We start from the raw sequence: 25,176 nt of genomic DNA on the forward strand, positions 1-25,176 counted from the left end.
GGCGATCAGGCGGATTCAGAGGGGGCGAGACGTTTTGATATGGGAGGAGCCTGACGAAAGCAGGCGCATTACGAATGCATCCTGCCGGCTGCAGGACGGGATATGCACGGTCACCTGGCAGTGGTCCAGGGACATGGAATTTGTGTATGTGTACTTGTTCGGGGAGAGCGGGGAGCTTCCGCCCGAGCAGCTGTCGCATGTCGAGCTGAAGCTGGTGACGCGGGAGGAATACAAGGCGCTGCAGGGCTATACCGTGCGAATGGAGCGGATCGGGCCGTATGGCTTTCGGATTTTTCCGTGTGTATATCGGGACGGCCGGATTACGCCGGTTCGCCAGCTGGACGAGGACAACGTCGTCCGCTTCAGCGGCGGCAGAGCGCAGATTCATTACTCGGTGCAGTACGCGAGCCGTTGGTTCAGCCCTTACCGCACGGCGCGCATCCGCGTGTTCTGCGAAATTCCGGTGCCCCGGGAAGCGCTCTGCTATGTGAAAAAGCAGGGCTCGCCGCCGCGCAGCCGGGACGACGGTATCGTCTATCCGTTCGTCAGCGATTTTGCGGCGGGAACGACGACGCTTCCCGGCGTGGACATAGGCAAGGACGAGCATATCCGGCTGTTTTTGTCCGACGGAGCGAAATATGGGGGGCTCTACGAGCTGGTGTGCAAATAAGGGGGGAGTCCGTATGCTGCAGAAGCTTAAACAATGGTTTGAGAAAAAGCCGGCGCCCAAGGAACGGCCGCCATATTACAGCATTGTATGTCCGTTCTGCTTCAGCCGCTTCGAGCCGGACGAGGTGGTGTTCCGGGCCGCCCATGTGCGGGAGGACGACGACGATTTCATGCTGCAGGAGGACCGCAAGCTGAACGCCTGGCGGCGCAAGTTCAAGCTGTCCGAGGTGGACATGGAAGCGGTCATCAAGCCGTATACGGTGCCGGAGGAAAACTGGATTTTTTCGCAAAATGTGCTGGTCGGCCTCGTCGACCGCTACGGGATCGCTACCCGCCGGCGGCTGTGTCCGTATTGCCACAACGAGCTGCCGATCTCTGCCGGCAAAGGGCCGAGCAACATCATTTCGATCGTCGGCGCGTCCCAGGTCGGCAAGTCGGTGTATATGACGTCGCTCATACATACGCTGCAGACGTCGACGGCGGCGCATTTCGAGGCGGCTTGCCTGCCGCTTACGGCGGAGAACAGCCGGAAATTCAGGCAAAATTATTACGAGCCGATCTTTGAGCGGGGCAGCATGCTGCCGTCGACGAATCCGAACGAGCAGCAGGAGCCGATTATTTTTCAGTTCGTGTTCAAGGACGACCGGGAAGCGCCGATTACGCTCGTCTTCTTTGACGTGGCCGGCGAGGGCATGGTGGAGCGGGACTACCTCGATATTTATGCCGCGCATATTCAAAATTCGTCCGGCATTCTGTTTCTGGTCGACCCGCTGCAAATCCGCACGATCCGCGACCGGATTCGGCTCAGGGCGGGCGAGGAGCAGGAATTCGCCAGCCGCTACGACGAGCCGCGCGATGTCGTGATCAGCCTGTTCGAAAATTTCATCGCTCACCAGGACAGCGGCAAGACGGACATCCCGACCGCGGTCGTGCTGACCAAGAGCGACATGCTGCGGCATCTGCAGGAGGAGGACGGCGCCTACATTCGGCCGAACAGCAACGTGTTCAAGCCTGTCGTGCATGAAGGCTATCTGAATTTGACGGAGTTCGAGAATATCGACGGCGAAATCCGCCGCTTCATCGAGACGGTCGACCGGCCCTTCAAGGACGCGCTCGACGTCTATTTCTCCGATGTCGCCTTCTTCGCCGTATCGGCGCTCGGAACGAATCCGGTGAACCGTCAGATCGACGGCGTCATTCATCCGATGCGCGTGGACGAGCCGTTCATCTGGCTGCTGCACCGGCTTGACTATGTGGACGGGAGGAGAGCGCCGTGAGCGGTGATCGCCGCATTCAACAACAGTATTACACGCGCGGGAGGGAAGGCGTCTTTCGCTCCAGCGAAGGGTTCGATACGGTGGCCGTGTCGCCGGGCCTTGATCTGACTTTTATCAAATCGACGCTGCAACCGTACTGCGTCTATAAAGCGCCGAAGGAGCTGGCCGAGCGGAGCGAGGAGGACGCTTCGCACTATCCGGCGCCGCTGACGGTCTTTCACGCCAAAGGCGGCGACCTTGTCATCGGCCGCAGCGTCTACGTCGCGGTCGATTTTACCGGCCAGCGCAGCGCGTCGTTCACGCACCAGTTCGTCGTTCCGGCGGAGCGCAAGGAAGCGTTCATTCGCGAGCCGAACCGGCTGTTCCGCGTGCAGGGCTTTCAGGAGCGCTACGACGAGAGCGGCAGCAAGGAGCTGCCCGAGCTGGACGCGATCGCGTATGACCAAGCGTTCGACGCCGCGGAAGCGGACCGGCTGCTGCAGAAGCTCGGGATCGGCGACGTTCGCTTTCGCGAGCTGATTCACGCGATCTGGGTCGCGGTATCCGGCAAGCGGAAGGTCTACATCTCGCTCGGTTCCGCCGCCCGCGAGGCGGCCGAGGATGCGCAGCGTCTGCTGGAAATCGTCTACCGCTGCCTGCCGTACCCGGTGCGGCGCCGGCTCGGGTTCACGACGTTCAGCATCGAGGCGGAGAGCAAGCAGCATTTGCATCTCGTGTTCGTGGAGCGGGGAGGCATTCGCTCATCGGATCGCAGCATCGACAAAGATTTCGTCTTCGATTTCGCGTCGGATCGGTACGCCAATACGGAGCTGCCCGAGCCGGAATCCGCCTTCCTTACGGAGATGTGGGAGCTTAGAACGAAGCCGGAGCGGCTTGCCGATCTGTTCGATTTTTGCGAGGAGGCCTGGCCGGGGGCGAATCAGGCAGGAGCCGGGGGCGGCGGAAGCGGCGGAGATGGCATCGGCGGAACCGGAAGCGGCGTAGGTGGTGTCGGCGGAACCGGAAGCGGCGTAGGTGGTGTCGGCGGAACCGGAAGGGGCAGAGATGGCATCGGCGGAACCGGAAGCGGTGGACGTGGAGGCGAAGGCATGCCGATGCTGGCGGAGTACGATACGCTGGTTCAGCTGTACCGGATGGAGCAGGGAGACCTCGGCGCTTATGCGGACAACCGGAACCGGACGATGCATGTGCTGGCGGATTGCCTTGCGGCGCATTCGGCGCAAGGCGCCAAGCGGCTGAACGGGCTGCTGATCCGGCTGCTCCGCGAGGACGCTGCCAAGCCGGACCTCGTGCCGGATGCGGATTTCGTCCGCAGCCTTGCGCGCTGTTACGAGGCGGCGGAGGACGGCCCGAAGGCGCTGGCCTTGCAGTGCTTCCTCATGTTCATCAAGCGGGCCGCGGCCGCAGTGACCGGCGGCATTTGGCGCGCCGCAGAGCTGATCGACGCGATCAGGGAACGCCCCGCCCTGTTTGCCTCTGTATTCGGCGAGCTGCGCGCTTCCGGCCGGGATAAGGATACGGCGGAAGCCTATATCGCTCACTGCATCGGCAGGTCTTCGTCGGCCGCCGCGCTGCTTAAAGAGATCGACGCATGGCTCGCCTACGGGGGAGCGGAGCTGTTTCAGCCTGCTTTCGCCAATGAAGTGCTTAAGAAATGCGATGCGCTGTTGAAATCGGACCGCTCCAAGCGATGGACGGGCGCGCAGGCGCTGATCGAATATTTTGACCGTCTGCCTGAGCGGGAGCAAAACCGCGACTATGAAGATATTTGCGGGCAGCTGAAGCTTGAGCTGTGCCAGCGGCTGCTGTCGCTCGTCGACATCGGCGAGCTAGGTCTCGACGAGCTGCTGCGGGTCGGCGCTCTGTTAACCGCGAACGGTGAAGAGCTGTGGCGAAGCGCGGACCGGATGACGGCGCAAAAGCTGGAACTGCTGGAGATCGTGTACAACGTGCTGTCCGGCGAGAAGGAGCCGTCGGCGGTCAAGGAGACGCTCGACCGGCTCGGTCCTCTCGACCTTCAGCGCGTGCGCGATCATATAAAGCGGATGCTGCAGGACCGGATCGACCGATCGCAGTTCGGCAAGCTGCCTTACGCCTTCTACGACCCGCAGCCGGGCTCGGCCGGTTATGCGTCCGATTACGATTATTTTGCGCTGCTGCAGTTTATCCGTATGGCTGCCGGTGCGGAGACGGTGTACGATTTTCTCGTATGGTCCGCCGGCGATGCCCGGTTTGCGCGGAATCAGGGCATCGACCCGAACTATCGCGCGGCGATCGGCAAATATTTCGATCTGCTCGACGCCAAAGCGTTCAGGCAGAAAGCGGTGCGTGAGCAGCTGCTCTCCGTCGGCAACGAGGCGTTCGCTGCCCTGTTCGGGTCGATCAAGCGCAAGCAGACCGGACTCAGCCGTTTTATTTCGGTCGTCCGGCTGTTGGCAAGCGTTTCGAGCGCTGCTGCGGGTGCTGCGAGCCGCGGCCAGGCGGGCGGGAAGTCTGGCGGCAAGGCCAGGGGAAAGACGGCGGCAAAGGCAAGCGGGAATGCTGGCGGCGGCAAGGCCAGCGCAAGGGTGAGCGGCGGCAAGGCCAGCGCAAGGGTGAGCAGCGGCAAGGCCAGCGCAAGGGTGAGCAGCGGCCAAGCCGCCGCCCGGCCTGACCGCGTCAGCCCTGCTGCGGGATGGCCCGCTCGTCGGCGCCGCATCGTCCGGCTGGCGCTGCTGCTCGTTATGGCTGTTATTTTGGTGATGCTGGTTAGAATCCCCGTGTCGTACTGGATCGAGAGCTCGAAGCCGCCGGTGCTGACGGTCGACACGCTGCCCGAGACGGTCGATAGCCCGGTGCTGCGGCTGAAGGCCAGCGTGCCCGAAGGCGACTTGAGCGTAAGGCTGTACGTCAACGGCGAGTATGTGTCGAACGGCACGATGGACAAGCCGGTCACTTTGCAAACCGGGGTCAATCGTTTCGAGTTCAAGGCGGTCGACCAGAAGGGCAAGGAATCGGAGCCGGTCGTCAAGCAGGTGACATACACGCCGAAAGGCCCGAAGCTGGAGATCGGCGAGGTGCCGGAGACGACCCAAAGCTCTTCTCTGAAGGTAACTTTTAGCGCAGCCGATCCGTCCGATCCGTCTCCGAAGCTGTTCGTGAACGGAAAACAAGTCGGCAAAGGCAGTGTGACGACGACGATTACGCTGAGCAAGGGAGACAACCGCATCGAGTTTGCCGCCGAGAACAAGGACGGCGAACGCGGCGAGCCGGTCGTCAAAACGGTCCGGTACGAGACAGAGCAGACAGGGACGTCCGGGACTTCCGGGGGAACATCCGATACGTCCGGGGGAACATCCGGGACTTCCGGGTCTACTGGGACATCCGGAACTTCGGGATCTGCAGGTACATCCGGAACTAACGGAACATCAGGAGGATCCGGTACATCCGGAACGTCCGGGTCATCCGGGACATCAGGAGGATCGGGGACATCGGGGACATCCGGGTCTGGCAGCGGCGAGTAAAGTTCATAAGTTTTGGCGAAGGGCGCATGCGGCGTGATTAAGTTTGAACGCCGTTATGCGCCTTTTTGCGGCGGAAGCGATTTATTAGGCGGCGGTTGTTGACTTGGATGCGGGGGGGCGTCTTTAAATGGACATTTACACTGGATTGTATGAAGCGATCGTATGATAATAAAGCTTCGTTTTCCGCGAGAAATAGCGGCTAAGTGGGCGTAGTTAGGCGGATTTTGCAAGGTAAATGTTAGTGCGGCGATGCCTCGATAGTGCGTGTCGGTGTCGAAGGTTAGGCCATGTTGCGAGAGGAAGCTGTGTGCATCGTGTAGCAGAGGGGCAGGGGCGGGCGAAATGGAGCAGGCTGCGGCAAATGTTGCATTTTCTACAACAATTGTGGCTGTAATCAGCGAATATTCGTGCAAATGTTGTAAAAAGTACAACAAAAATGGACGAATTTCGTTCAAATGGGCTTTTAAGGGTGGGATTATTGTACAAAATGCAAGATTTGGGTAGAGATTCTATTAGAACGCTGAAAAAGTTGTACAAAGTGCAGAATTTGATTAGCCATTCTGCCGATAGCGAGTGCGCGAGGTACGCGGCTCATGAATTGGGCAGGCATACGCTCCGTTTATACCAATAGCGAAGGAGGGGGAACATTGCTGTTCCGCCTCCTAAGACTACCGATTGGTGGAACCGTCACAAAATGCGAAAGCTGGAGGGGGCTGTATCGAAACACCGCTACCCGTCAGCGTGAAGCCCCGCCGTCCGCCGCGAGCGCCGCGCCGCGCAGCCGCGAGCTAACGCGGGTCCCCACCCGCGAGTCAACGGCGGTCCCCACCCGCGAGCGCCGCGCCGCCCTTTACAGCAGAAGCTCCAGCATTCCTTCGTTCAGCTCATAAGAGCTCGCGTATTTGCTGCGGACGATCGGGCGCAGTGCCCCGAGATGGACCAAGGCTTGCAGCCGCTTGCGCGCCGTGCGGTAATTGACCTGGCAGGCATCGGCCACATCTTTGGCGCGGATCGGTCTGCCCAGGCTCCAGGCAAGCTGCAGCACATCTTTCTCCGCGGCGGTGATCGGCCCTGCCGAACGGCTGCGAATCAGGTAAGGGCCGATGAGCATCTGCAGCAGCATGATGCACACTTCCGGCCGCTGCTGTACATCGTCGAAGGAAAAATGAATCATTTTCCAGCCCATCCCCGTCAAAAAGGTGTCGCGATTGAGAGCATAGCTGAATTTTTCTCGATCCATCTCCTTTACATGGCTTTGAAATCCGTCGACTTCCAGGCCGAACCGGCCGAACGGCGGAAGGAAGGCAAAATCGAGAAACTGCGACTTGCGGTTCCAATCGTATACCTCGTACTCCGGATGCAAATGCTCGAAGTTGCCGAAGAGCGGCCACCAGACGTTTTGGAGCAGCAGCTTCTCGGCGTAGCGATGTCCCCTCGCCAGCCGGCCTTTGCGTTCCCCCGATCTTAACGACAGGTGACGCTCGATCCAAGCGTTGTGCGCCTGTTCGAAGTCCATGAATACCGCCTCCCAGCGAAAAAATAGAAAAAGAACGCCCTCAGGTACCCAAACGGTATCTTGAGGACGTTCTTCGTCTCTTGTGATTATACCATGAGAAGGGGCAATTCTTTCAATAGAAAAATTTCGCGGAGATCGGGTAGCTATATGAATTCAATCCGTTTAAAAAGCCTGATCGAAGTTAAGTGGTGGAGCGATGACCATTGCAATAAGTCTGAGCGAAGCTAAGTGGTGGAGCGATGACCATTGCAATAAGTCTGAGCGAAGCTAAGTGGCGAAGCGATCACCATTGCAAAAAAGTACGATTGAAGTTAAGCCGTGAAGCGGTCACAATGGAAGAGGCTAGTGGCGAATTTTGGGAGAAATATTGAGAGAAAGGGCATGAAAGATCGCAGCCCGTAAAGCGTACTCGTCTTGCCAATCGAATGATGATCCGATCAACTCGCCGTGGGATAGGATCGTTGATACCGGAGGGATAGGAGCGTTGACAATGAAACGAATGATGTACCGCGGGCAATGGGCGGCCGGCGGAGAGGAAGCGGGGAAGCAGAAGCTTGCCGAAGTGCGGGAGCGGGCGCGGCAGCTTGTGACGGACGGCGAGGTGATGACCTTTGCCGCTTACGAATGGAGGGGCCAGCTCTTTCTCTATTACGAGTGCATCCGGCGGGAGATCGAGCCGGAAGCGGTGTTCGCCCCGATCGAGGCGCATCTGGAGGATTGGCCTGGCAAGCCGCATAAGCGCAAATGGGTGCCGATGATCGACGTGTTTCATTTTAACGAACCGGCGGGATATGAGCATTGGCTGAGGAAGCAGCCGGTCGAGCGGCGGGTGGGCCGGGTGGCGCATCTGAAGCCGGAGATGATGGCCAGCTATATTTACTACCATTATCAGCTGCAGGAAGAAAGGGCGTTCCTCGGGGACAAATATGAGATCATCGCCATGCATGAGAACCTGCTGTTCGGCTATCAGGAATTTCCCCAGGTAATCGAGGAGCCGGTGCTTCCCCAAAAATTGAACACGTCCGGGACACCGGCCGATTGGAACGATTCGCGCATGGATCTTCATTTTCAGCCGTGGGAGGACGGGCATCTGTATTTCAAGCCGATCGATCCGCTCTTTGTGCTGTATTGCGGAGACGACGAATTCAAGTAACGTTCGAAGGAGATGAAGGAGCGATGCAAGTCAACATCAAGGATTACGGAGCGGTCGGGGACGGGCTGACCAAGGATACGGCAAGCATCCAGGCGGCGATCGACGCCTGCGCGGAAGGCGGCGGCGGAACGGTCGTTGTGCCGCACGGCCGCTATTTGTCGGGGACGATTATGCTGAAGTCGAATGTCAATCTTCATCTTGAAGCGGCGGCGGTCATCGTAAGCAGCATGGACGAGGAGGACTTCGCCGTTCCGGCCGGGGACGGCCAGACGTACAGCGAAGGGCAGGGCAGCAGCGCGCTGCTCTGCGCCCGTCACGCCGAGCGCGTCTCGGTGACGGGGCTTGGCAGGATCGACGGCCGCGGCGAGCAGTTTCTGGAACCGGAGGACGAAGACAGCGATCACGTGCTGCTGCCGCTCGGGCCGTTTCGCCCCAAGCTGATCGATTTCGAAGGCTGCACCGACGTCTTGTTCCGGGACGTGACCTTGTACCGGGCCTCGTCCTGGGGGCTGCATCTGACCGGCTGCCGGAGGGTGAATGTGCACGGCATTAAAATTTTGGGACAGCTGCGCGGGCCGAACAACGACGGCATCGATCCGGACTGCTGTCAGGACGTGCATATTTCCGATTGCCACATCGAGACCGGGGACGACTGCATCGTCATCAAGACGACCAAGTACGGCGCGGAACGATATGGCCCCAGCGAGAACATTACCGTCACGAACTGCACGATGACGACCCACGATTCCGCGGTGAAGATCGGAACGGAGACGCATGCCGATATCCGCAATATCGTCGTGCAAAATTGCGTCGTGCGCAATTCCAATCGTGGAATCGGCATCTGGGTGCGCGACGGAGCGACGGTGGAGAACCTTCTGTTCTCGAACATCGTCATCGAGACGAGGCTGTTCAGCGACGAGCGGGAGATTGAGCGGCCTTTGCGCTGGTGGGGCAAGAGCGAGCCGATCTTTATCACGGCCGAGCGGCGCAACGGGCAGTATCATCCGGGCTATATCCGCAATATCCGGTTCGAGCAGATCGTCATGGAGAGCGAAGGCGGCATTTATCTCGAAGGCTCGGAGGAAAGCGTCATCGAGGATATCGCGCTGCGCGGCATCCGGCTGAACATGCGCCGCAAGAGCGGCTATCCCGGCGGGCTCTTCGATACGCAGCCTTCCGTTCGCGGGGTGTTCCCGCACCATGTGCCCGCTATCTTCTGCCGGTATGCGCGGGACGTTGCGCTGATCGACGCGGAGATCGCGTGGGACAGCGAGAGGAACGAGCACTGGAGCAACGCGCTGTACGGCGAAGAGTTGGAACGGCTCACGCTGAAAGGCTTCCGCGGAGCTCCGGCGCGGGAAGGAATGAACGCGGTCGAGCTTAGCGGCGTGCGCGGTCTTTCCGTGGAAGGCTGCAAGGCCGAAGCCGGCACGGAGGCGTTCCTGTCGCTGGAGCGCGTCGACCCGGACGGAATGTTCGTCGTCGGCAACGATTTGGCCCGCGCCAAGGCCGCAGTCCGCTTCTGCGACGGGAGCGAGCCGCCCTATTTCGCCGCGGCGAACCGGCTGCCCGAGTCGGAATAACATAGGAAAATGCGTTAAGCCCTTTTTCCCAGCGGGAGAAGGGCTTTTTGCGCTGTCAGGGGCTTTCGCACGCGGCGCCTGCCGCCGCAGCAAGATGGGCGATACAAATCCCCGGGCTGGAATGGGCCAGCGATCTCGACACATGGTGCTCGGAAACCCAGTAGCGATGGTAGCCGAGCCGGTCGGCTTCCATGGCCAGCCCCGTCGTTTCGCTCAGCGCATCCGATGCGGTCCGCCCTTCGCCGATTTGGGATTGATCCAATATGCTTAAGCGAATCATAGTCGGTTCACCTCTCCATTGAATGTAACAAAATAGAAGCGACTAGTCAAAAGTCACCAACTATACATAATGTGGAGAGGCGTGGGGAAGCATAATCCGGCGCTTCGCCGCGTTATTCCAGAGCAAGCTCCTGCACCGCCTGGACAAACGACTGGCCGCATTGTTCGCAAAAGATCGAGTGGATGCATTGATGCCGATCGAGATCGTTATAGCCGTTCGTCATTTTCAAATCGTCGATGGGGCGGTACGGAGCATAAGGATCGTAGTAATCGCTTAGCCTGCCCCTGTCTTCCGCTGCCTCGCCGCATGCCGGGCAGAGCGGCGCCCATCGTTCCATGCCGTTGCATACGGCGCACACATAGAACACGGCAATCACCTCGCCCTTAGCGTTCCCGAACAGGACAAAATTCACCCATACGCCGAGGCAACGATGACAGCCGCCGAGCCTGATAAGACGGCCAACGTTTTGATCGCTCCCGAGGCGCTGAAAATATTTTTTGGCCATTGACAACCGTTAATATTGTATATATTATATATATACACAAGGTACACTAAATTTATTGAGGTGCAAATGAACATTTTTATTTCCAATTCCTCAAAGGAACCGATATACGAGCAGATCAAGAAGCAGATCAAGCAGAGCATCTACCGCGGCGAGGTGCAGGAGGGCGATTTGCTGCCGTCGATTCGTCAATTGGCCAAAGACCTCCAGATCAGCGTTATTACGACGAAGCGCGCTTACGAGGATTTGGAGCGGGAAGGCTATATTACCTCGGTTGTAGGGAAGGGCTCGTTCATCGCCGGGCAAAATATGGAGCTGATTCGCGAGAAGCGGATTCAGCTCATCGAGGAGCGGCTTACGGAGATCGTTGACGAGTGCAAGGAATTGGATGTCAGCCTGGATCAGCTCAAGGAAATCATCGAGCTATTGTACAAGGAGGAGCGATAACGAATGGAACATGCGGTTCAACTGGATCGTGTCAGCAAGCGTTACCCGGGCTTTGCCCTTCAAGATATTTCTTTGTCGGTCAAGAAAGGGTTTATTACCGGGTTTATCGGACCGAACGGCTCAGGCAAGAGCACGACGATTCGCTGCATCATGAACCTTGTCCGCAAGGACGCCGGCAGCGTGCATATTTTCGGCCGCGATATCGCCCGCCATGAGCGGGAAATCAAGCAGCGCATCGGCTTCGTGTACGACGAAAACTATTTTTACGAAGATTTGACCGTCGCGGAGATGAAAAAACTGATCGCACCGTTCTATGAGCGCTGGGACGACGGGCAGTTCCGAACCTATTTGGAGCAGTTCGAGGTTCCCAAGCGGAAAAAGATCAAGGAGCTGTCCAAAGGGATGAAGATGAAGTTTTCGCTCGCCGTCGCTTTGTCCCATCATGCCGATCTGATCATTATGGATGAGCCGACTTCCGGCCTGGATCCGGTGTTTCGCAGAGAAATATTGAACATCCTGCGCGATTTTCTTCAGGACGAAGAGAAGACCGTTTTTTTCTCCACGCACATTACGACGGATCTGGAGCAGATTGCCGATTATATCGCATTCATTTATAAAGGACGAATGGTTTTTCAAACGGATAAGGAATCGCTGGCGGAATCGTATGGCCTGATCAAAGGCCCCAAGGAGCTGCTGGACGGCGATACCAAAAAATATTTCGTCGGCCTGCGGGTAACGGACAACGGCTTTGAGGGACTGACCGGCGATTTGGCGACGGCCTCCCGGCTGTTCGGAGGGGAAGCGCTGGTGGAAAAAGCGACGCTGGAAGATATCATGTACTATACGGCAAGGGGGAATGACCGTGTATAGCCTGGTGATGAAAGATTTTCGCCTGCTCAAAAAAACGCTCCTGTTCGTGGTTATCTACACGGTAGCGATGACGATCATGCAGCCGCTGCCTCCGGCGGCGACCGCATCCATCGTAGGCTGGCTGCTCATCTTGAACGCCAACCATTTCGATGAGAAAAACAGGAGCGACATGTTCCTGAACAGCCTGCCGGTTTCCCGCAAGCAAATCGTCAGCGCCAAATATGCTTCGTTCTTCGCGTTCGGTCTGCTGTCGGTCGGCGCATCCGCCATCGTCTCGTGGGCGATGCTGTGGTTCGTTGCGCCGGATGACTTCCAGATTGTGCAGTGGCAGGACTTCGTCATCGTCATCTCAAGCGTGATGCTGGCCGGCGCCGTCTTTTATCCGCTGTATTACAAATTCGGCGGCCAATATGTCCGGATTGCGATGCTCGGCCTGCTCTTTCTGGGCATGATTTCGGCTAACATCATTCAATGGCTGGTGACCCAGCGTTTTGCAGGGACGATCGGCGGCGTGCTGCAGCTGCTTCAGTCGACTTCGCTTCCGGTCATGATGTTGTATCTCGCGGCTTTCACGTGCATCGTCACCCTTCTGTCGTGGAAGCTGTCGACGGTCATTTATCAGAAAAAAGACTTTTAATTCATGGCATGAGATGCGGGTTCCGATACGGGGCCCGCGCTTTTTTGTTTTTGTCCGGAAATTGTTAAAAAAATGTTACGACAACCGCCCCGAATATGATATACTTTGCTTGTCGTTTACAAAAAATTAATATGGGTGAAATTATGGGGGAGCTGCAACTTCAGCGCATCCGCCGCATCGGTCTGAAAGCGACCCGGCGCATGCCGCTCTTGCTTTGGTCATTATGGATTGTGCTGCCCGTCGAGCTGCTCAGCCGGGGCCGCCTGAGCGATACGCTCAGCTGGAGCTTTCATGCCTGGCCCGAGCTTGTGCTCAACAGCCTGATCGTTCTGTCCATGCTGCTGCTGCTTGCAGGAGCGACCGGCAGCGTGAGATGGTCGTTCTGGCTCGTTGCATCGGTCTGCTTGCTGTTTGCGCTCATTAGCGGCATCAAGCTGGACATTTTGGGCGTTCCGTTCCTTCCCTGGGACTTGCTGCTGACGAGCGAGACGAAGGATATGGCGTCGTATCTTCGCGGCTTGCTGAACATGACGGTCGTAACATGCATCATCACGTTCATCGCTGTCAGCCTCGTGCTGCTCTACAAGCTTCCCCGCATAGACTGGCGATTGAACTGGAAAAGGCGGATTGTCGTGGTTGCGCTTTCAATCGGGCTGTTCGCATCGGTCTGCAGCAATGAAGGCCTGTCGCTCAAGCGGCTGGCCCATGTCCACAATCTGGCCTGGGATCAGACGGAGAACATCAAGACGAACGGGTTTTTGCTGTCAACGCTCATGAATATGGAATATTTGTTCCAGGAGGAGCCGGAAGGCTACAATGCCGATTCGATCCAGGCGATCGTCTCCTCCGTGCCGAAAGCGGTGCCGGAACCGGGACAGATCAAGCCGAACATCATTGTGATCCTGAGCGAATCGTTCTGGGACGCGACCCAGATCGAAGGGCTGAAGTTCAGTCGCGACCCGCTGCCGTTCTATCATTCCCTGGTCAGCAAATATACGAGCGGCGAGCTGCTGTCTCCGCAGTACGGAGGAGGAACCGCCAATGTCGAGTTCGAGGTGCTGACAGGCAACTCGATGCGCTTCCTGCCGCAAGGCTCGGTGCCGTACAACCAGCACGTTTCGCATCCGATCGACTCCCTGGCCAGCATACTGAGGCGCGAAGGGTACGCCACGACGGCCATCAACCCGTTCCACAGCTGGTTTTACAACAGCAAGCACGTATATCGTCATTTCGGATTTTCGAAATATATTTCGCAGGAATTTATGGAGCCCGATTATGAAGGGCCTTACCTTGCCGACCGCCTCGTCGCCAAATATGTGATCGAGAGCACCGAACGGACGCCGGGGCCGGACTTTATTTTTGCCAATACGATGGAGAACCACTACCATTATTATCCCGGAAAATTCAAGGAAAATACGATCGAAGTCACCGGCGTGACCGGCGAGTCGAAGGGGCTGTTCGAGACTTATGCGCAGGGGTTGACCGGCGCGGACGAAATGCTGAAGCAGCTGGTCAGCCATTACGAACGCAAGGGAGAGCCGACGATCATCGTCTTCTTCGGCGATCATATGCCCAGCCTCGGCGACAATTATAAGGCGTATATCGACAGCGGCTATTTGAAAGAAAACGATCCGGATTTTCTGGAGAAAATGTACCGCGTTCCCGTGCTCGTCTGGAACAATTACTTGCCGGAGCATAAAGACGAGCTGAACATGAGCCCGTCGTTTCTCGGGCCGTACGTGCTGAAGCTGGCGCAAAGGCAGGGCTCCTATTACACGGATTATTTGTACCAGCTGGCGCAAAAGACGCCCGTCATCCCCCCGAAAAATTATTACGCCGAGATGGGGATCAGCGAAGAAGCGCTGAAGGTGTACGAGAAGCTGCAGTACGACATTATTTTCGGCAAGCAGTACGCCTATGGCGATTGGAAGCAGACGATCAGGGATGAGCATTTTGTGCTGGGTCTGGGCAAGATGGTCATCGAGGACGTCAAGCTGGAAGCGGAAGGGGCGGAGCGGCGGCTGAAGGTGATCGGCCGCGAGTTCCCGCATAACAGCATCGTGACGATCAACGGCAATCCGGTCGAGACGGTCTGGAACAATACGCGGGAGCTGAGCTGCAAGATCGATCCGGATAGCGCACAGCGGACGCCATGGAATATCGAGGTGGTCGTCAAGGATTCCAAAGATTTCGTCGTCGCCCGCACGAACGAGTATTCGCAGACGCAGTTCGCCGTATCGGCGCAATCGGAGTGAGCCTGGAAGGGAGAAGCCGCTTTGACGGAGGGGCTTCTCTCTTTGCGTTTATTGAACTATACTAAATGAGGCGTCCCGCGGATACATAAAGGCTTTAGATTACCCGAAAGGAATCCATTGGCCATGAACAAACACGGAATGAGCATGGTTTATGCTTTTCAACTGGCAGTTATATTTATCGGATTTATGATTTTTGTCTATACGCTGGATTGGCGGGGCATTTTCTCCGGTTCATCGGCGCTGTGCACATTCGCCGCCATTGCGGGAGGAGAAGCTTTGGCCTTTTTATTCGCGGCATCCGGCATCGGCATCGCCATGATTTATCCCACCGTGATGGCCTTTATTGCCAAACGCTACCCCAAGGGAAGCGATACCGCCATTACGTTCACCGTTACGCTGATGGGGCTGGGCAGCGTCATTGGCAATTATGCGATCGGCGGTGTCATTGAGCTGGTCAAGCGCTCCTTTGGCGCAGATTCCGCCATCGGATTGCTGCGGGGATTGCAAGCAGGCTATGGCGTTATCGGCCTGTGTGCGGCATTCAGCGCCATCAGCGGCATCATTTTGTTTGTGTACTTAAAAAGACGGCAGCAGCTGATATAACTTATATAATAGAAGCAACCATTCGGGCACGATCCGCATGACTCGCTCGGGTACAGTCGGTCAGGCGGGTCTTGCCGCGGCTTGAAGGATGCTGGCGGGAGGCGAGCACTTGGTTACAATCACTATCGAAATCTACATTCACGCTCCGATTGAGCTTTGTTTCGATCTGGCCCGGGATATCGGAGTGCATACCCGCACGGTATGGAAGCATACGCGAGAAGAGGCGGTGGCAGGAGTGACTTCGGGTCCCATCGGCGAAGGCGAGACGGTGACATTTCGGGCGACGCATTTGGGCGTGCGGCAGCATTTGACTTCGAGAATCAGCGCGTACAAGCGTCCGGTATATTTTGTCGATGAAATGGTGCAGGGCGCTTTTCGCAGCCTGCGGCATGAGCATCATTTCGCACGCCGGGGAGAAGGCACGCTGATGCGGGATGTTCTCGTCTTCGAAGCTCCGCTCGGCCTATTGGGCCGAATTGCCGAAGCGCTTGTGCTGCGGTGGTACATGAAGAAGTTTCTGGAGCATCGCAATCTTCGGTTAAAGGAGTTGGCTGAGGAAAAAGCTTCTGCCACGTCTATTCCGCCCCGCCCTTGACCATACTGGAAAGTAGCACCAGTACGATCACAGGGAGGGGGAAGCCCCATGCTTTCTGTCCATTGGAGAATGGCCGAGCTGTGGACGCTGCAGCAGAGCCGGAAGCTGACGCAGGAAGAGGAGTCCGAGCTATCCATCTGCCTGCAGTACAACGCGATGTTCGCAAGAAGGCTTGCCAGCCTCCACAATATGTCGCTGGCCGCTTCCATGACGCACGATAGCGAATGGCAGCATGAGATATGCGCCCAAATCGAGAAGCTGGAGCGGCAGTACGGATGGGGCTCCTATCCGGGCATCCATCAATAAGGCCCGGGATGGGGGCCTCCATCCGTTGGAGCCGTCAAGATACGAGCTTGAGGCCGACGGCGGCGCCGAGCACCATGACGATGAACAGAATCCGCAGCGCATTTTTCGGCTCGCCGTACAGAACCATGCCGAGGATCGTGCCGCCGGAGGCGCCGATGCCTGTCCAGATGGCATACGAGATCCCCATCGGCAATGTTTTCATCGCCGCGGCCAGCAGCAGGAAGCTGGCGCCGAATCCGGCCAGCAGCAGCACAAAAGTCTGAATGTTGCGGGTTTGATTCAGCTTGTTGATCATCGCTACGCCGAACATTTCGCACATGCCGGCAAGCACAAGATACAGCCACGCCACCTACGATTCAGCTCCTTTCTCTGCGGATTTCGGGGTCACGAGCTTGAGGCCGATCACGCCGGCCAGCAGCACCAGGATGAGGGTGATTTTGAGCGGATTAGCGGGCTCGCCGAACCATACGATGCCGGCGACCACCGTTCCGGCCGTTCCCAGGCCGACGAAGACGGCATATACCGTACCGACGGGCAGCGATCTAGTCGCGGTGACCATCAGGTAGAAGCTGATGACGATGGCCGCAGCGGTGCCGAGCCATGCCCACATGCTGTCCGCGTGCTTGAGCCCGATCACCCAGAGCACCTCGAAGACGGCCGCGACGAATACTTTGCCCCAATGCCATTGGTTCATCGTTTCATTCTCCTTTCTTTAAGCAACCGTAATTACAGGACGCGAGACCGCTTGCGATCGAAAAAAATAAAGCCCGGGAAGCATCGTTAGACGATACCTCCCGGGCTTCTATCCCTCCGTGTTACACGGCCGCGCCGCGCAGTTTCCCTCGGACCAGTCCGGCCGCTTAATGCCAATAAGAGCCGCGGAACCCTAGAAACCTGTAATATGCAATTGGCCTTATTATAAGGCATGGCGAGCAATAACTCAACCCGCGGCGAACGTCTCGGCTGAAGGCATTCGCAGGCGAGCGGATGATGCCGACGAGAGGTGATTTTTACAGTGATATAGTACAAATATGGCAGCATCATCTGGTGCCCGATCCAACGCGGCGGGAGAGGGACGCTGGGAATAACCGTCAAGAGGCCGGCCATTCAGAAGTCGTTCAATGTTAACGAAATATATTGCGAAGGCGTCATCCCTTCAAACTTCTTGAAGCTTTTGCTGAAGTAAAATATATCGTTAAAGCCGACCTTCTGCGCCGTTTCGGTGACAGAATACCCGTCTTTTAACAATTCCTTCGCTTTCCGGATGCGGATGCCCAGCAAATAATGAATGGGCGACACGCCGGTCACTTCCTTGAAAATCCCGCCAAAATAAGACGGGCTGATGCCGACCTTGCCTGCGATGTCCTGGAGCGTGAGCTGCGTATCGAAGCAATCCGTCATGTAATTGATCGCTTTCTCCACTTTGCGCACTTTATCATAGCTGAAGGTCGCACCGCTTTTCCATTGCAGCAGAAGGGTCAGCATTTCCATAAATATGGCTCTTCCCCGCGGCACTTTATTGTAGTTTCCGGATAACCACGTTCTCGTGAAATTCGCAAATAGATCCAGCAAACGGGAGAACAGAAATTCGTCATTGATTTTTTCCACCGTGGAGAAGGGGAGGGGCATGTCCAGAAACTCCCAATCGTTGCCGGACAGTACGGGACAAGTATACAGAAAATCGACCGTAAAGCACTGCATCAGGCGATCCGGGAACGTGTGTCCGAGCCGGAAATCGGACGGTTTATAGTACACCAAATCCCCTCTGGAAACCGTGAAAACGCGATCGTTGCACCTCAGCTCCGCCTCGCCGTCATAAACAAGGATCAGGTTATGCTTATCGTAAACGGTATTTCCCTGGAACTTCCAATTGGCGGTGCATTTGCGGTCGGCGACGTACGTAAATTGCGGAAACATGTTTTCCAGGACGGAAATATTCATCGGATGACCTCTCTGGGACAGTGATATATTACAAATCCAAGTATATTATATATTCCGCCGGGGAGCAATTTTCAATACAATGAAATCAGCCAAGCAATGAACAAGACATGACTTGGGCAGCAAGAAATGAAAGCGTTATTATTTTTTAGGTTCGGAGGGATGGTATGCACCACGATCAAGTTGTGTCGTCGCATTACGCAGCACCCAGAAAGCGCAGCATGTTATCATGGCTGGACGAAAGAATCCGGTTCATCCTGTTAATTCCTGCATTTCTCATTATGACACTCGTCTTCTTGTATCCGGTCGTCTATACGTTTTATTTGAGCTTCCATGACTGGACCTTCTTCACGTTAGACGATCCTCCGTTTGTCGGCCTTCGGCATATTATGCATGTCCTTCAGGACACGGGCTTCTATATGTCGCTGGGCCGCACGGCGATCTATGTCGGCGTCGGCGTCTTCCTGCAGTTTCTGCTCGGTTTTACTTTAGCGTTGGCCGTCAACCGCATCAAGCTCGGGCATGGGATCGCCACGACGCTGCTTGTCCTGCCGATGATGGTGACGCCGGTCGTCGTCGGCCTGATCTGGAAGTTTATACTGGATTATAACTTCGGCATTTTCAATTATGCGCTGACCTTGCTCGGTTTCGGCAAGATCGCGGTATTGAACTCCAATGAGCTCGCGCTTCCTTCATTAATTATGGTGGATACGTGGCAGTGGACGTCGTTTATGTTCATTACGCTGCTCGCCGGTTTGAAATCTTTGCCGGGAGAGCCGTTCGAAGCGGCCAGAATGGATGGTGCTACCGCCTGGCAGACGCTCCGGCATGTGACCTTGCCTTTGATGAAAAGGGTGATCATCGTTTCGTTAGTGCTGCGAACGGCGGGGGCGATCAAGGTGTTCGATCAAATATTCGTACTGACCGGAGGCGGTCCCGGCACGGCAACCGAAACGACCTCGATTCTGCTGCACCGCAAAGCGTTCGTCGATTTCGATTTTGGCTACGCGGCCGCGTTTGCGATCGTGCTCACGGTCTTTGTCGGCATCTTATGCTGGATGGCTATTCGGTCGCTGTATTCCGAAAAATAAAGGGGGGATAGCCGTGCAGCGCAAAAACGTCCTCGCGTACGGTTATGTTGGCATTGCATTGGTCGTGTTCTTGTTTCCGATTTTCTGGGTCATGTTTACTTCGATCAAAACGCCCGTACAGGCATTTCAAATCCCGCCGGTATGGATTTTCAAGCCGACGCTCGAAAATTATGCGATCGTGTTCAGCAGGCAGCCGTTTGTATACTATTTCTTCAATTCGTTCATTGTAACCGCGCTTTCGACAGCGCTTTCAATCGTGAGCGGAACGTTAGCCGGCTACAGCCTTGCCCGTTTTCGCATCAAGGGCCAGAAGTGGGTCACCTTCACCGTGTTTTTTACCAAAATGTTTCCGCCGATCGTCCTGGTCGTTCCGTTCTTTATTATGTTTCGTCAGGTCGGAGGAACGGACAATCTGTGGACGCTCACCTTAGCCTATACGTCGTTTAATTTGCCGTTCGTCATCTGGCTCATGTGGGGCTTCCTGAAGGAGCTGCCCGAAAGTCTGGAGGAGGCGGCTTCGATTGACGGGACGTCGCGCTTCGGGGCGATGTGGCGCATCATGCTGCCGTTAGCGAAGCCGGGTGTGGCGGTAGCAGCTATTTTTTGCTGTATGAACTCCTGGAATGAATTTTTGTTTGCGCTCAATTTAACGGGCACGCATGCCAAGACGCTGCCGGTCATGGCGGCCAATTTTGTGACGCAGGAAGCGATTCTTTGGGGGCCTGTTACGGCCGCCGGCACGATGCTGATGATTCCGATGTTTATTTTTACACTGCTGATCCAGAAGCACCTGGTCCAGGGGCTGACGATGGGCGCTGTAAAATAACCATACATGAAACCTAATAAGGGGGACTCTTCTATGTGGAAAAAAATGATTGCCGCCGCTGCGCTTCCTGCGCTCATCGCCACCGGCTGCGCGCCTGCGCCTTCGACTGATCCGGCTTCCGGTACGGGGCAGCAAAGCAAGGAGGCGATTAACGTCGTAGCTCAGGCAGGCATCCTGTATACGGCCTTGAGCGCGGTAGCGCCCGATTTTGAACGGGAAACGGGCATTAAAGTGAATGTCCAGGAGCTTGGAAGAGACGCCTATATGCAAAAGCTGTCCACCCAGCTGCTTGCGCAAGAGCAGGGTCTCGATGTGGCGTTGGTGCTCAATAACTACGTCGGGCAGTTCGCGGCAGGCGGACAGTTCGAGAATCTGGAGCCGTATTTTGCGAAGGACGGCTCGGGGCTGGAGCGGTTTTTGCCGACTTCCGCCGAATCGGTCAAATACAACGGCAAGCCGTATGCTTTGCCGCTGGAATTAAGCACGATGTTTCTAATTTACCGCAAAGATTTGATTCCGGAGCCGCCGACAACGTGGGAGGAGTACGACCGGCTCGCCGAGCAATTCACGCAGAGCAAAAACCCGGACTCGCCGACGGAGTTCGGGACGACTTTCCAAGGCAAAAGAGGGTATACCCAGCCGAAGGAATGGTACCAATATTTCTGGTCGATGGGCGGAGAGCTGTTCGACGAAAGCAATTGGACGCCGACGCTCAACAGCGAAGCCGGGGTGAAGGCGCTGACGTTTGTCGTCGACAATTACCGCAAGGATAAAGTCGTTCCGCCGGATGCGACGACGTATGAGTTCCCGGAGGTGCTGTCCGCCTTCCAACACGAAAAGGTAGCGATGGCGATCGAATGGAATGCCGCCTATTCCCGCTTGGCAGACGAGAAGCAGTCTCCGAAAGTATTCGATAAGTTCGCGATCGCCGATGTGCCCGGCGGCGTCTCGTTCATCCATTCGTGGTCCATTGCCGTCAACTCGGCGTCCCAAAAGAAGGATGCCGCCTACAAGTTCATCTCCTGGGTCACCAATCAAGGGGCCAAAAAGTACGCGCTCGCCGGCGGGGTGCCCCCTGTGAAGGCGGTGCTGCAGGACCCCGAGGTGATCAAGGCGCGCCCTGAGTTTCCGGCGATCGAGGCCTCCATCAACCGCGCCAAATTAGAGCCGAATTTGCCGGAATGGCCGCGCATTCAGGAGATGATTACCGACGGAATTTCCAAGGCGCTGGCCGGCGAGAAGTCGCCGAAAGAGGCGCTGGACGAGACGAACAAGAGCATCTACGACTTGTTGGAATCGAGAGGATACTATAAAAAGTAATGTTGCCAAACATAGATATGCGAGATTTTATTCGTGACGAGGAGAGAGGAACCATGAAGCGAATTTTCTTTGATACGATGAAAGCCGAGATTACGCGCGTGCTTATGAAGCGAGGCTTTACCGAGGAACGCGCCGGGCAATGCGCGCTGTTGTTTGCCGAAGCAAGCCTGGAAGGCGTCTATTCGCACGGGTTAAACCGGGTGCCGCGTTTTGTCGAGTATATCGATAAAGGCTGGGTCAATATTCATGCCGAGCCCACCCTCGTAGACAAAATAGGGATCATCGAGCGGTACGACGGCAATCTCGGGCCCGGCAATTTGAACGCGCAGTTTTGTATGGGGCGCGCGATCGAGCTGGCGCGCACGGATGGCGTCGGCATCGTGACGATTCGCAATACGAACCATTGGATGCGCGGGGGAAGCTACGGCTGGCAGGCTGCGAATGCGGGGTGCATCGGGATTTGCTGGACCAATACGGAATCGTGCATGCCGCCATGGGGCGCGAAGGAGACGAAGATCGGCAACAATCCGTTCATCCTGGCGGTGCCGAGGAAAGCGGGCAGCATCGTGCTGGATATGGCGATGTCTCAATTCTCCTATGGGAAGCTGGAAGTGACCCGGTTGAACAATGAAATGCTGCCGGTCGACGGCGGATTCGATATCGACGGCAACTTGACGCGGGACCCGGCGGCGATCGAGAAGTCGATGCGCATTTTGCCGACAGGCTATTGGAAGGGCTCCGGGCTCGCTATTTTGCTCGATATGATCGCGGCGTTGCTGTCCGGCGGGTTATCGACCCGCGGGATGGATGAGGCGAAGCCGGCGCCGGGCGTCTCCGGCTACCGCGGTTCCCAGGTCTTCATTGCTCTCGATCCTGCCATTATTTCAGGAGAAGGATTTGCTGAACATTTGGTCAATGAAGCGGTCGAGTATTTGCATCAAGCGGAGCCGGCGGAGGAGAACGGGAAGGTTACTTATCCGGGGGAGCGGACCGTGGAGACGAGGAAGCAAAACTTGGAGCGGGGAATTCCCGTCGACGAATCGATATGGCAAAAAGTGCTCGCTTTATAAATCGCTTTATCATTAGGAGGGAATCCCGTGATCGTCGGAGACATTGCGAATTGGGAGAAGGAACGGCAAGCGTTCTCTCCCGTGTTGCAAAAAGCGGTGGATTATATTCGAGAGACGGATTGGGAGCATGCAGCGCCAGGCAAGTATGAGCTCGACGGAGAAAATATGTTCGCCGTCGTTCAAGAAATCGAAACGGCGCCCAAGGCGAACAGGCAGGCCGAATGCCATGCCAAGTACATCGACGTGCAGTATCTTATCAGCGGGCCGGAGGAGATGATCGGGGTCGGGAGAGCTTCCGCTCGTAACGTCGTCATCGAGAACCAGTTGGAAACGAGCGACTACGCGCTTTACGGGCAAGTGGAGGGCGAATTCGATCTGGTGCTCTATCCGGGCATGTTCGCCATATTTTTTCCTTCCGATGTGCATCGACCGGGCTGCAGTGCAACCGGAGGCACGCGGATCAAAAAAGCGGTTATTAAAGTGAATAAAGCTTTGTTCGGCTGCCGCTGAATCGCAGTGTCTCACTCATTAAGTGACTTCGATGGACGTCTGTCTTAGTCATGGCTAACCCCTCAAGTGGTACCGCGACCCGCTTCTGTCATGGTATAATAGAGACGGAAATCGAGGTGAACGCGAATGGCAGCCAAAAGAAGACCAGCCGCGCCGAAGCCGGCCGCTCAGGACAAAGCAGCGACGCTGAAGGATTTGCTGAGTCCGGAGGTGCTGAGCAAGCTGAAGGCGCAGGCGGATGACTTGAAGGCCGAAGAAGCAAAGCGTAGAGAAGAAGAGAAAAAGCGAGTGGAGGAAGCCCGCCGCGCGGAACGGAAGAGGCTGGAGAACGATTTCGAGTATTTGCTCAACAACAGCAGCATGGACTGGAAAAAATATAAATAAAAAGCTCTGCATAGACAAAAGAGCATCGATGTACCCGGCCAGACTGGCCGGGTTTTTCTTTTGACGTTGCAGTTCGCGAAGAACGTTATCATAAACGGCAGACTCGCCAATCAACCTGCTGGCGCGGGGGAGAGACGGCTTATACGATCGCAACTTTCCATTGACAGAAGCCAAATTCTGTGTCTTAATATCATTAAAATTCTAATTAGTGAATATTGTTCATAATAATGAACAATATTGGAATTGGAGGGGCCCCGGTGTCTATTCATACCAGTATCATTTGTCGAGTGGAAATGGATAAAGCCAAAATTACTTTCGGCGAATTTGCAACAGCCATTAACGCTGCTGGCGGAGATGTGATTGCCGTTGACGTCATCCAAGCAGGCAAGCATAAGACGGTCAGGGACATTACCGTGCAATTGAATGTGGAAATGCATCAACAGCTGATTCATGTCATTCAATCGCTGGAAGGCATAACGGTTATCCATGTTTCGGACAGCACCTTCCTCGCCCACTTGGGCGGAAAAATTCAAGTCGTGCCCAAAGCGCCTATCAAGAACCGCGAGGATTTATCGCGCGTATATACGCCAGGCGTAGCCAGGGTATGCGCAGCTATCCGGGAGGATCCGGCAAAAGCATACACCTTAACCTCCAAGCGCAACACGGTGGCTGTCGTCACGGATGGAACCGCCGTATTGGGGCTGGGCGATATCGGGCCTGAAGCGGCGATGCCGGTGATGGAAGGGAAGGTCATGCTGCTTAAGCAGCTGGCCGATGTCGATGCTTTCCCCATTTGTCTGCAGACGAGAGACACGGAGGAAATCATCCAGATCGTCAAGGGGATTTCGCCTACGTTCGGCGGAATCAATCTGGAGGATATAAGCTCCCCCCGCTGTTTTGAGATCGAACGAAGATTGCAGGAGGAGCTGGATATCCCCGTGTTTCATGACGATCAGCACGGTACGGCCGTCGTGATGCTTGCCGGACTGCTCAACGCGCTTCGAGTGGTGGGGAAATCGATTCGCGATATCAAGGCCGTCGTCTGCGGAGTCGGTGCGGCCGGGGCGGCGTGCGCCGAAATGCTCTTGGCGGCGGGCGTGCGCGATCTGATTGCGGTTGACCGCTGCGGGGCGCTCATCCCGGGCGAGACTTATCATCACCCGACGCTGGACCGCATCGCCTCCAAGACAAATCCTAAATCCGAAGCAGGTACGCTGAGCGATGTGATTCGCGGAGCGGATGTCTTTATAGGCGTATCCGGACCAGGGGCGCTGAAAGTCGAAGATATCGCGAAGATGTCTGCGGACCCGATCGTCTTCGCTATGGCTAACCCTGAACCGGAAATCGACCCGGAGGTAGCCGAGCCGCTGGTGCGTGTGCTTGCTACCGGACGCAGCGACTTTCCTAACCAAATCAATAATGTGCTATGCTTTCCGGGCATCTTCCGCGGAGCATTGGATTGCCGGGCTGCATGCATCAATGAAGACATGAAGCTTGCCGCAGCCAGAGCCATCGCCTCGATAGTGACGGATGAGGAGCTGAATGAACAGTATATTATTCCGAGTATTTTTAACGACAAGGTCGTATCTTCTGTGCGGGACGCCGTGATAGAGGCAGCTATAAAATCGGGAGCAGCCAGGCGCGTGCCTCGCGACTGACCAACGAATAAAAGCGAGCAAAGCACCAAAGGGGCAATAAAGTCCTGAAATCGACCCTCTGTTGCACGATCAAGGACCTTGCCAAAAGGCAAGGTTTTTATGCTTGTTTTACGGAGCGATTTGACTAAGAGGATGAGCCATGATAGGATCAAATGGAAATACGGTTTTGAATAGAAACCGATG

General features: G+C 56.2%; 23 protein-coding genes, 2 pseudogenes and 1 riboswitch. Of the genes and pseudogenes, 19 read left to right on the plus strand and 6 right to left on the minus strand.

Annotated elements, in window-relative coordinates; translation table 11 throughout:
• Positions 1-34 precede the first annotated feature (34 nt).
• The 3 genes from F591_RS0113525 to F591_RS32295 are packed head-to-tail and all read left to right on the plus strand — an operon-like array spanning position 35 to position 5,449.
• Positions 35-670 carry a hypothetical protein gene (locus F591_RS0113525; RefSeq protein ID WP_019535145.1) on the plus strand — a complete coding sequence of 212 codons (636 nt, stop codon included), beginning with the start codon at positions 35-37 and terminating at the stop codon, positions 668-670.
• A gap of 13 nt (positions 671-683) precedes the next feature.
• On the plus strand, positions 684-1,946 hold the full coding sequence (locus F591_RS0113530) for a TRAFAC clade GTPase domain-containing protein (protein WP_019535146.1): 1,263 nt from the start codon (positions 684-686) through the stop codon (positions 1,944-1,946).
• Complete coding sequence (locus F591_RS32295; protein WP_019535147.1) at positions 1,943-5,449, plus strand: GAP1-N2 domain-containing protein; 3,507 nt, start codon at positions 1,943-1,945, stop codon at positions 5,447-5,449. The genes F591_RS0113530 and F591_RS32295 overlap by 4 nt, the downstream gene beginning before the upstream one ends.
• An 850-nt stretch (positions 5,450-6,299) precedes the next feature.
• On the opposite strand, the gene F591_RS0113540 is transcribed toward F591_RS32295, so the two are convergent.
• Positions 6,300-6,965, minus strand: coding sequence for a PDDEXK family nuclease (locus tag F591_RS0113540; RefSeq protein WP_019535148.1), 666 nt, complete (start codon positions 6,963-6,965; stop codon positions 6,300-6,302).
• 490 nt (positions 6,966-7,455) lie between these two features.
• Between F591_RS0113540 and F591_RS0113545 the strand changes: the two genes are divergently transcribed.
• Both F591_RS0113545 and F591_RS28075 read left to right on the plus strand, forming a co-directional pair.
• A complete protein-coding gene (locus F591_RS0113545; protein ID WP_019535149.1) occupies positions 7,456-8,118 on the plus strand; it encodes a hypothetical protein in 663 nt (220 codons plus the stop codon).
• Between the two features lie 23 nt (positions 8,119-8,141).
• Entirely contained in the window at positions 8,142-9,701 is a 1,560-nt protein-coding gene (locus F591_RS28075) for a glycoside hydrolase family 28 protein (RefSeq protein WP_019535150.1), read from the plus strand.
• Between the two features lie 85 nt (positions 9,702-9,786).
• Here the strand turns inward: F591_RS28075 and F591_RS0113555 are convergent.
• Positions 9,787-9,981, minus strand: a pseudogene (locus F591_RS0113555) (LLM class flavin-dependent oxidoreductase); the annotation flags it as partial.
• 112 nt (positions 9,982-10,093) lie between these two features.
• The gene (locus F591_RS0113560; protein ID WP_245581043.1) at positions 10,094-10,393 is read right to left on the minus strand and encodes a hypothetical protein; all 300 of its coding nucleotides are present in this window, start codon (positions 10,391-10,393) and stop codon (positions 10,094-10,096) included.
• Positions 10,394-10,552: 159 nt separating this feature from the next.
• On the opposite strand from F591_RS0113560, the gene F591_RS0113565 reads away from it, so the two are divergent.
• From F591_RS0113565 to F591_RS28090, 7 genes and pseudogenes are all read left to right on the plus strand, one after another.
• Positions 10,553-10,930 (plus strand): GntR family transcriptional regulator, encoded by a 378-nt coding sequence (locus F591_RS0113565; RefSeq protein WP_019535153.1) that lies wholly within the window; start codon positions 10,553-10,555, stop codon positions 10,928-10,930.
• Between the two features lie 3 nt (positions 10,931-10,933).
• A complete protein-coding gene (locus tag F591_RS0113570) occupies positions 10,934-11,800 on the plus strand; it encodes an ABC transporter ATP-binding protein (RefSeq protein WP_019535154.1) in 867 nt (288 codons plus the stop codon).
• Positions 11,793-12,437: an ABC-2 transporter permease gene (locus F591_RS29610; RefSeq protein ID WP_019535155.1), complete on the plus strand. Its 645-nt coding sequence runs from the start codon at positions 11,793-11,795 to the stop codon at positions 12,435-12,437. The genes F591_RS0113570 and F591_RS29610 overlap by 8 nt, the downstream gene beginning before the upstream one ends.
• A 143-nt stretch (positions 12,438-12,580) precedes the next feature.
• On the plus strand, positions 12,581-14,692 hold the full coding sequence (locus F591_RS28085) for an LTA synthase family protein (RefSeq protein ID WP_019535156.1): 2,112 nt from the start codon (positions 12,581-12,583) through the stop codon (positions 14,690-14,692).
• A 219-nt stretch (positions 14,693-14,911) separates the two neighbouring features.
• Positions 14,912-15,295 (plus strand): annotated as a pseudogene (locus F591_RS0113585) (MFS transporter); the annotation flags it as partial.
• A gap of 109 nt (positions 15,296-15,404) precedes the next feature.
• Complete coding sequence (locus F591_RS0113590; RefSeq protein WP_019535158.1) at positions 15,405-15,890, plus strand: SRPBCC family protein; 486 nt, start codon at positions 15,405-15,407, stop codon at positions 15,888-15,890.
• Between the two features lie 48 nt (positions 15,891-15,938).
• Positions 15,939-16,196 carry a DUF7667 family protein gene (locus F591_RS28090; RefSeq protein WP_051109191.1) on the plus strand — a complete coding sequence of 86 codons (258 nt, stop codon included), beginning with the start codon at positions 15,939-15,941 and terminating at the stop codon, positions 16,194-16,196.
• Between the two features lie 34 nt (positions 16,197-16,230).
• Here F591_RS28090 and F591_RS0113600 read toward each other — a convergent pair whose 3' ends face one another.
• The 3 genes from F591_RS0113600 to F591_RS0113610 form a co-directional block, all read right to left on the minus strand.
• Positions 16,231-16,545 carry a DMT family transporter gene (locus F591_RS0113600; RefSeq protein ID WP_019535160.1) on the minus strand — a complete coding sequence of 105 codons (315 nt, stop codon included), beginning with the start codon at positions 16,543-16,545 and terminating at the stop codon, positions 16,231-16,233.
• Positions 16,546-16,890, minus strand: coding sequence for a DMT family transporter (locus tag F591_RS0113605; RefSeq protein WP_019535161.1), 345 nt, complete (start codon positions 16,888-16,890; stop codon positions 16,546-16,548).
• Positions 16,891-16,985: 95 nt separating this feature from the next.
• Positions 16,986-17,097, minus strand: a riboswitch (guanidine-I (ykkC/yxkD leader).
• A 206-nt stretch (positions 17,098-17,303) separates the two neighbouring features.
• Entirely contained in the window at positions 17,304-18,137 is an 834-nt protein-coding gene (locus F591_RS0113610; RefSeq protein ID WP_019535162.1) for an AraC family transcriptional regulator, read from the minus strand.
• Positions 18,138-18,355: 218 nt separating this feature from the next.
• On the opposite strand from F591_RS0113610, the gene F591_RS0113615 reads away from it, so the two are divergent.
• The 7 genes from F591_RS0113615 (at position 18,356) to F591_RS0113645 (ending at position 24,993) form a co-directional block, all read left to right on the plus strand.
• Positions 18,356-19,225, plus strand: coding sequence for a carbohydrate ABC transporter permease (locus tag F591_RS0113615; RefSeq protein WP_026326599.1), 870 nt, complete (start codon positions 18,356-18,358; stop codon positions 19,223-19,225).
• Between the two features lie 13 nt (positions 19,226-19,238).
• Positions 19,239-20,051: a carbohydrate ABC transporter permease gene (locus F591_RS0113620; protein ID WP_019535164.1), complete on the plus strand. Its 813-nt coding sequence runs from the start codon at positions 19,239-19,241 to the stop codon at positions 20,049-20,051.
• A gap of 33 nt (positions 20,052-20,084) precedes the next feature.
• On the plus strand, positions 20,085-21,371 hold the full coding sequence (locus F591_RS0113625) for an ABC transporter substrate-binding protein (RefSeq protein WP_019535165.1): 1,287 nt from the start codon (positions 20,085-20,087) through the stop codon (positions 21,369-21,371).
• A gap of 53 nt (positions 21,372-21,424) precedes the next feature.
• The gene (yiaK, locus tag F591_RS0113630; RefSeq protein ID WP_019535166.1) at positions 21,425-22,441 is read left to right on the plus strand and encodes a 3-dehydro-L-gulonate 2-dehydrogenase; all 1,017 of its coding nucleotides are present in this window, start codon (positions 21,425-21,427) and stop codon (positions 22,439-22,441) included.
• Between the two features lie 27 nt (positions 22,442-22,468).
• Positions 22,469-22,951, plus strand: a complete 483-nt coding sequence (locus tag F591_RS0113635) for a NanQ anomerase/TabA/YiaL family protein (RefSeq protein WP_019535167.1) — start codon at positions 22,469-22,471, stop codon at positions 22,949-22,951.
• Between the two features lie 126 nt (positions 22,952-23,077).
• Positions 23,078-23,335, plus strand: coding sequence for a YqkE family protein (locus F591_RS0113640; protein ID WP_019535168.1), 258 nt, complete (start codon positions 23,078-23,080; stop codon positions 23,333-23,335).
• A 293-nt stretch (positions 23,336-23,628) separates the two neighbouring features.
• Positions 23,629-24,993 carry an NAD-dependent malic enzyme gene (locus F591_RS0113645; RefSeq protein ID WP_019535169.1) on the plus strand — a complete coding sequence of 455 codons (1,365 nt, stop codon included), beginning with the start codon at positions 23,629-23,631 and terminating at the stop codon, positions 24,991-24,993.
• The last annotated feature ends 183 nt before the right edge of the window (positions 24,994-25,176 follow it).

Source organism: Paenibacillus ginsengihumi DSM 21568 (genome assembly GCF_000380965.1).
GTDB classification, from domain to species: domain Bacteria; phylum Bacillota; class Bacilli; order Paenibacillales; family NBRC-103111; genus Paenibacillus_G; species Paenibacillus_G ginsengihumi.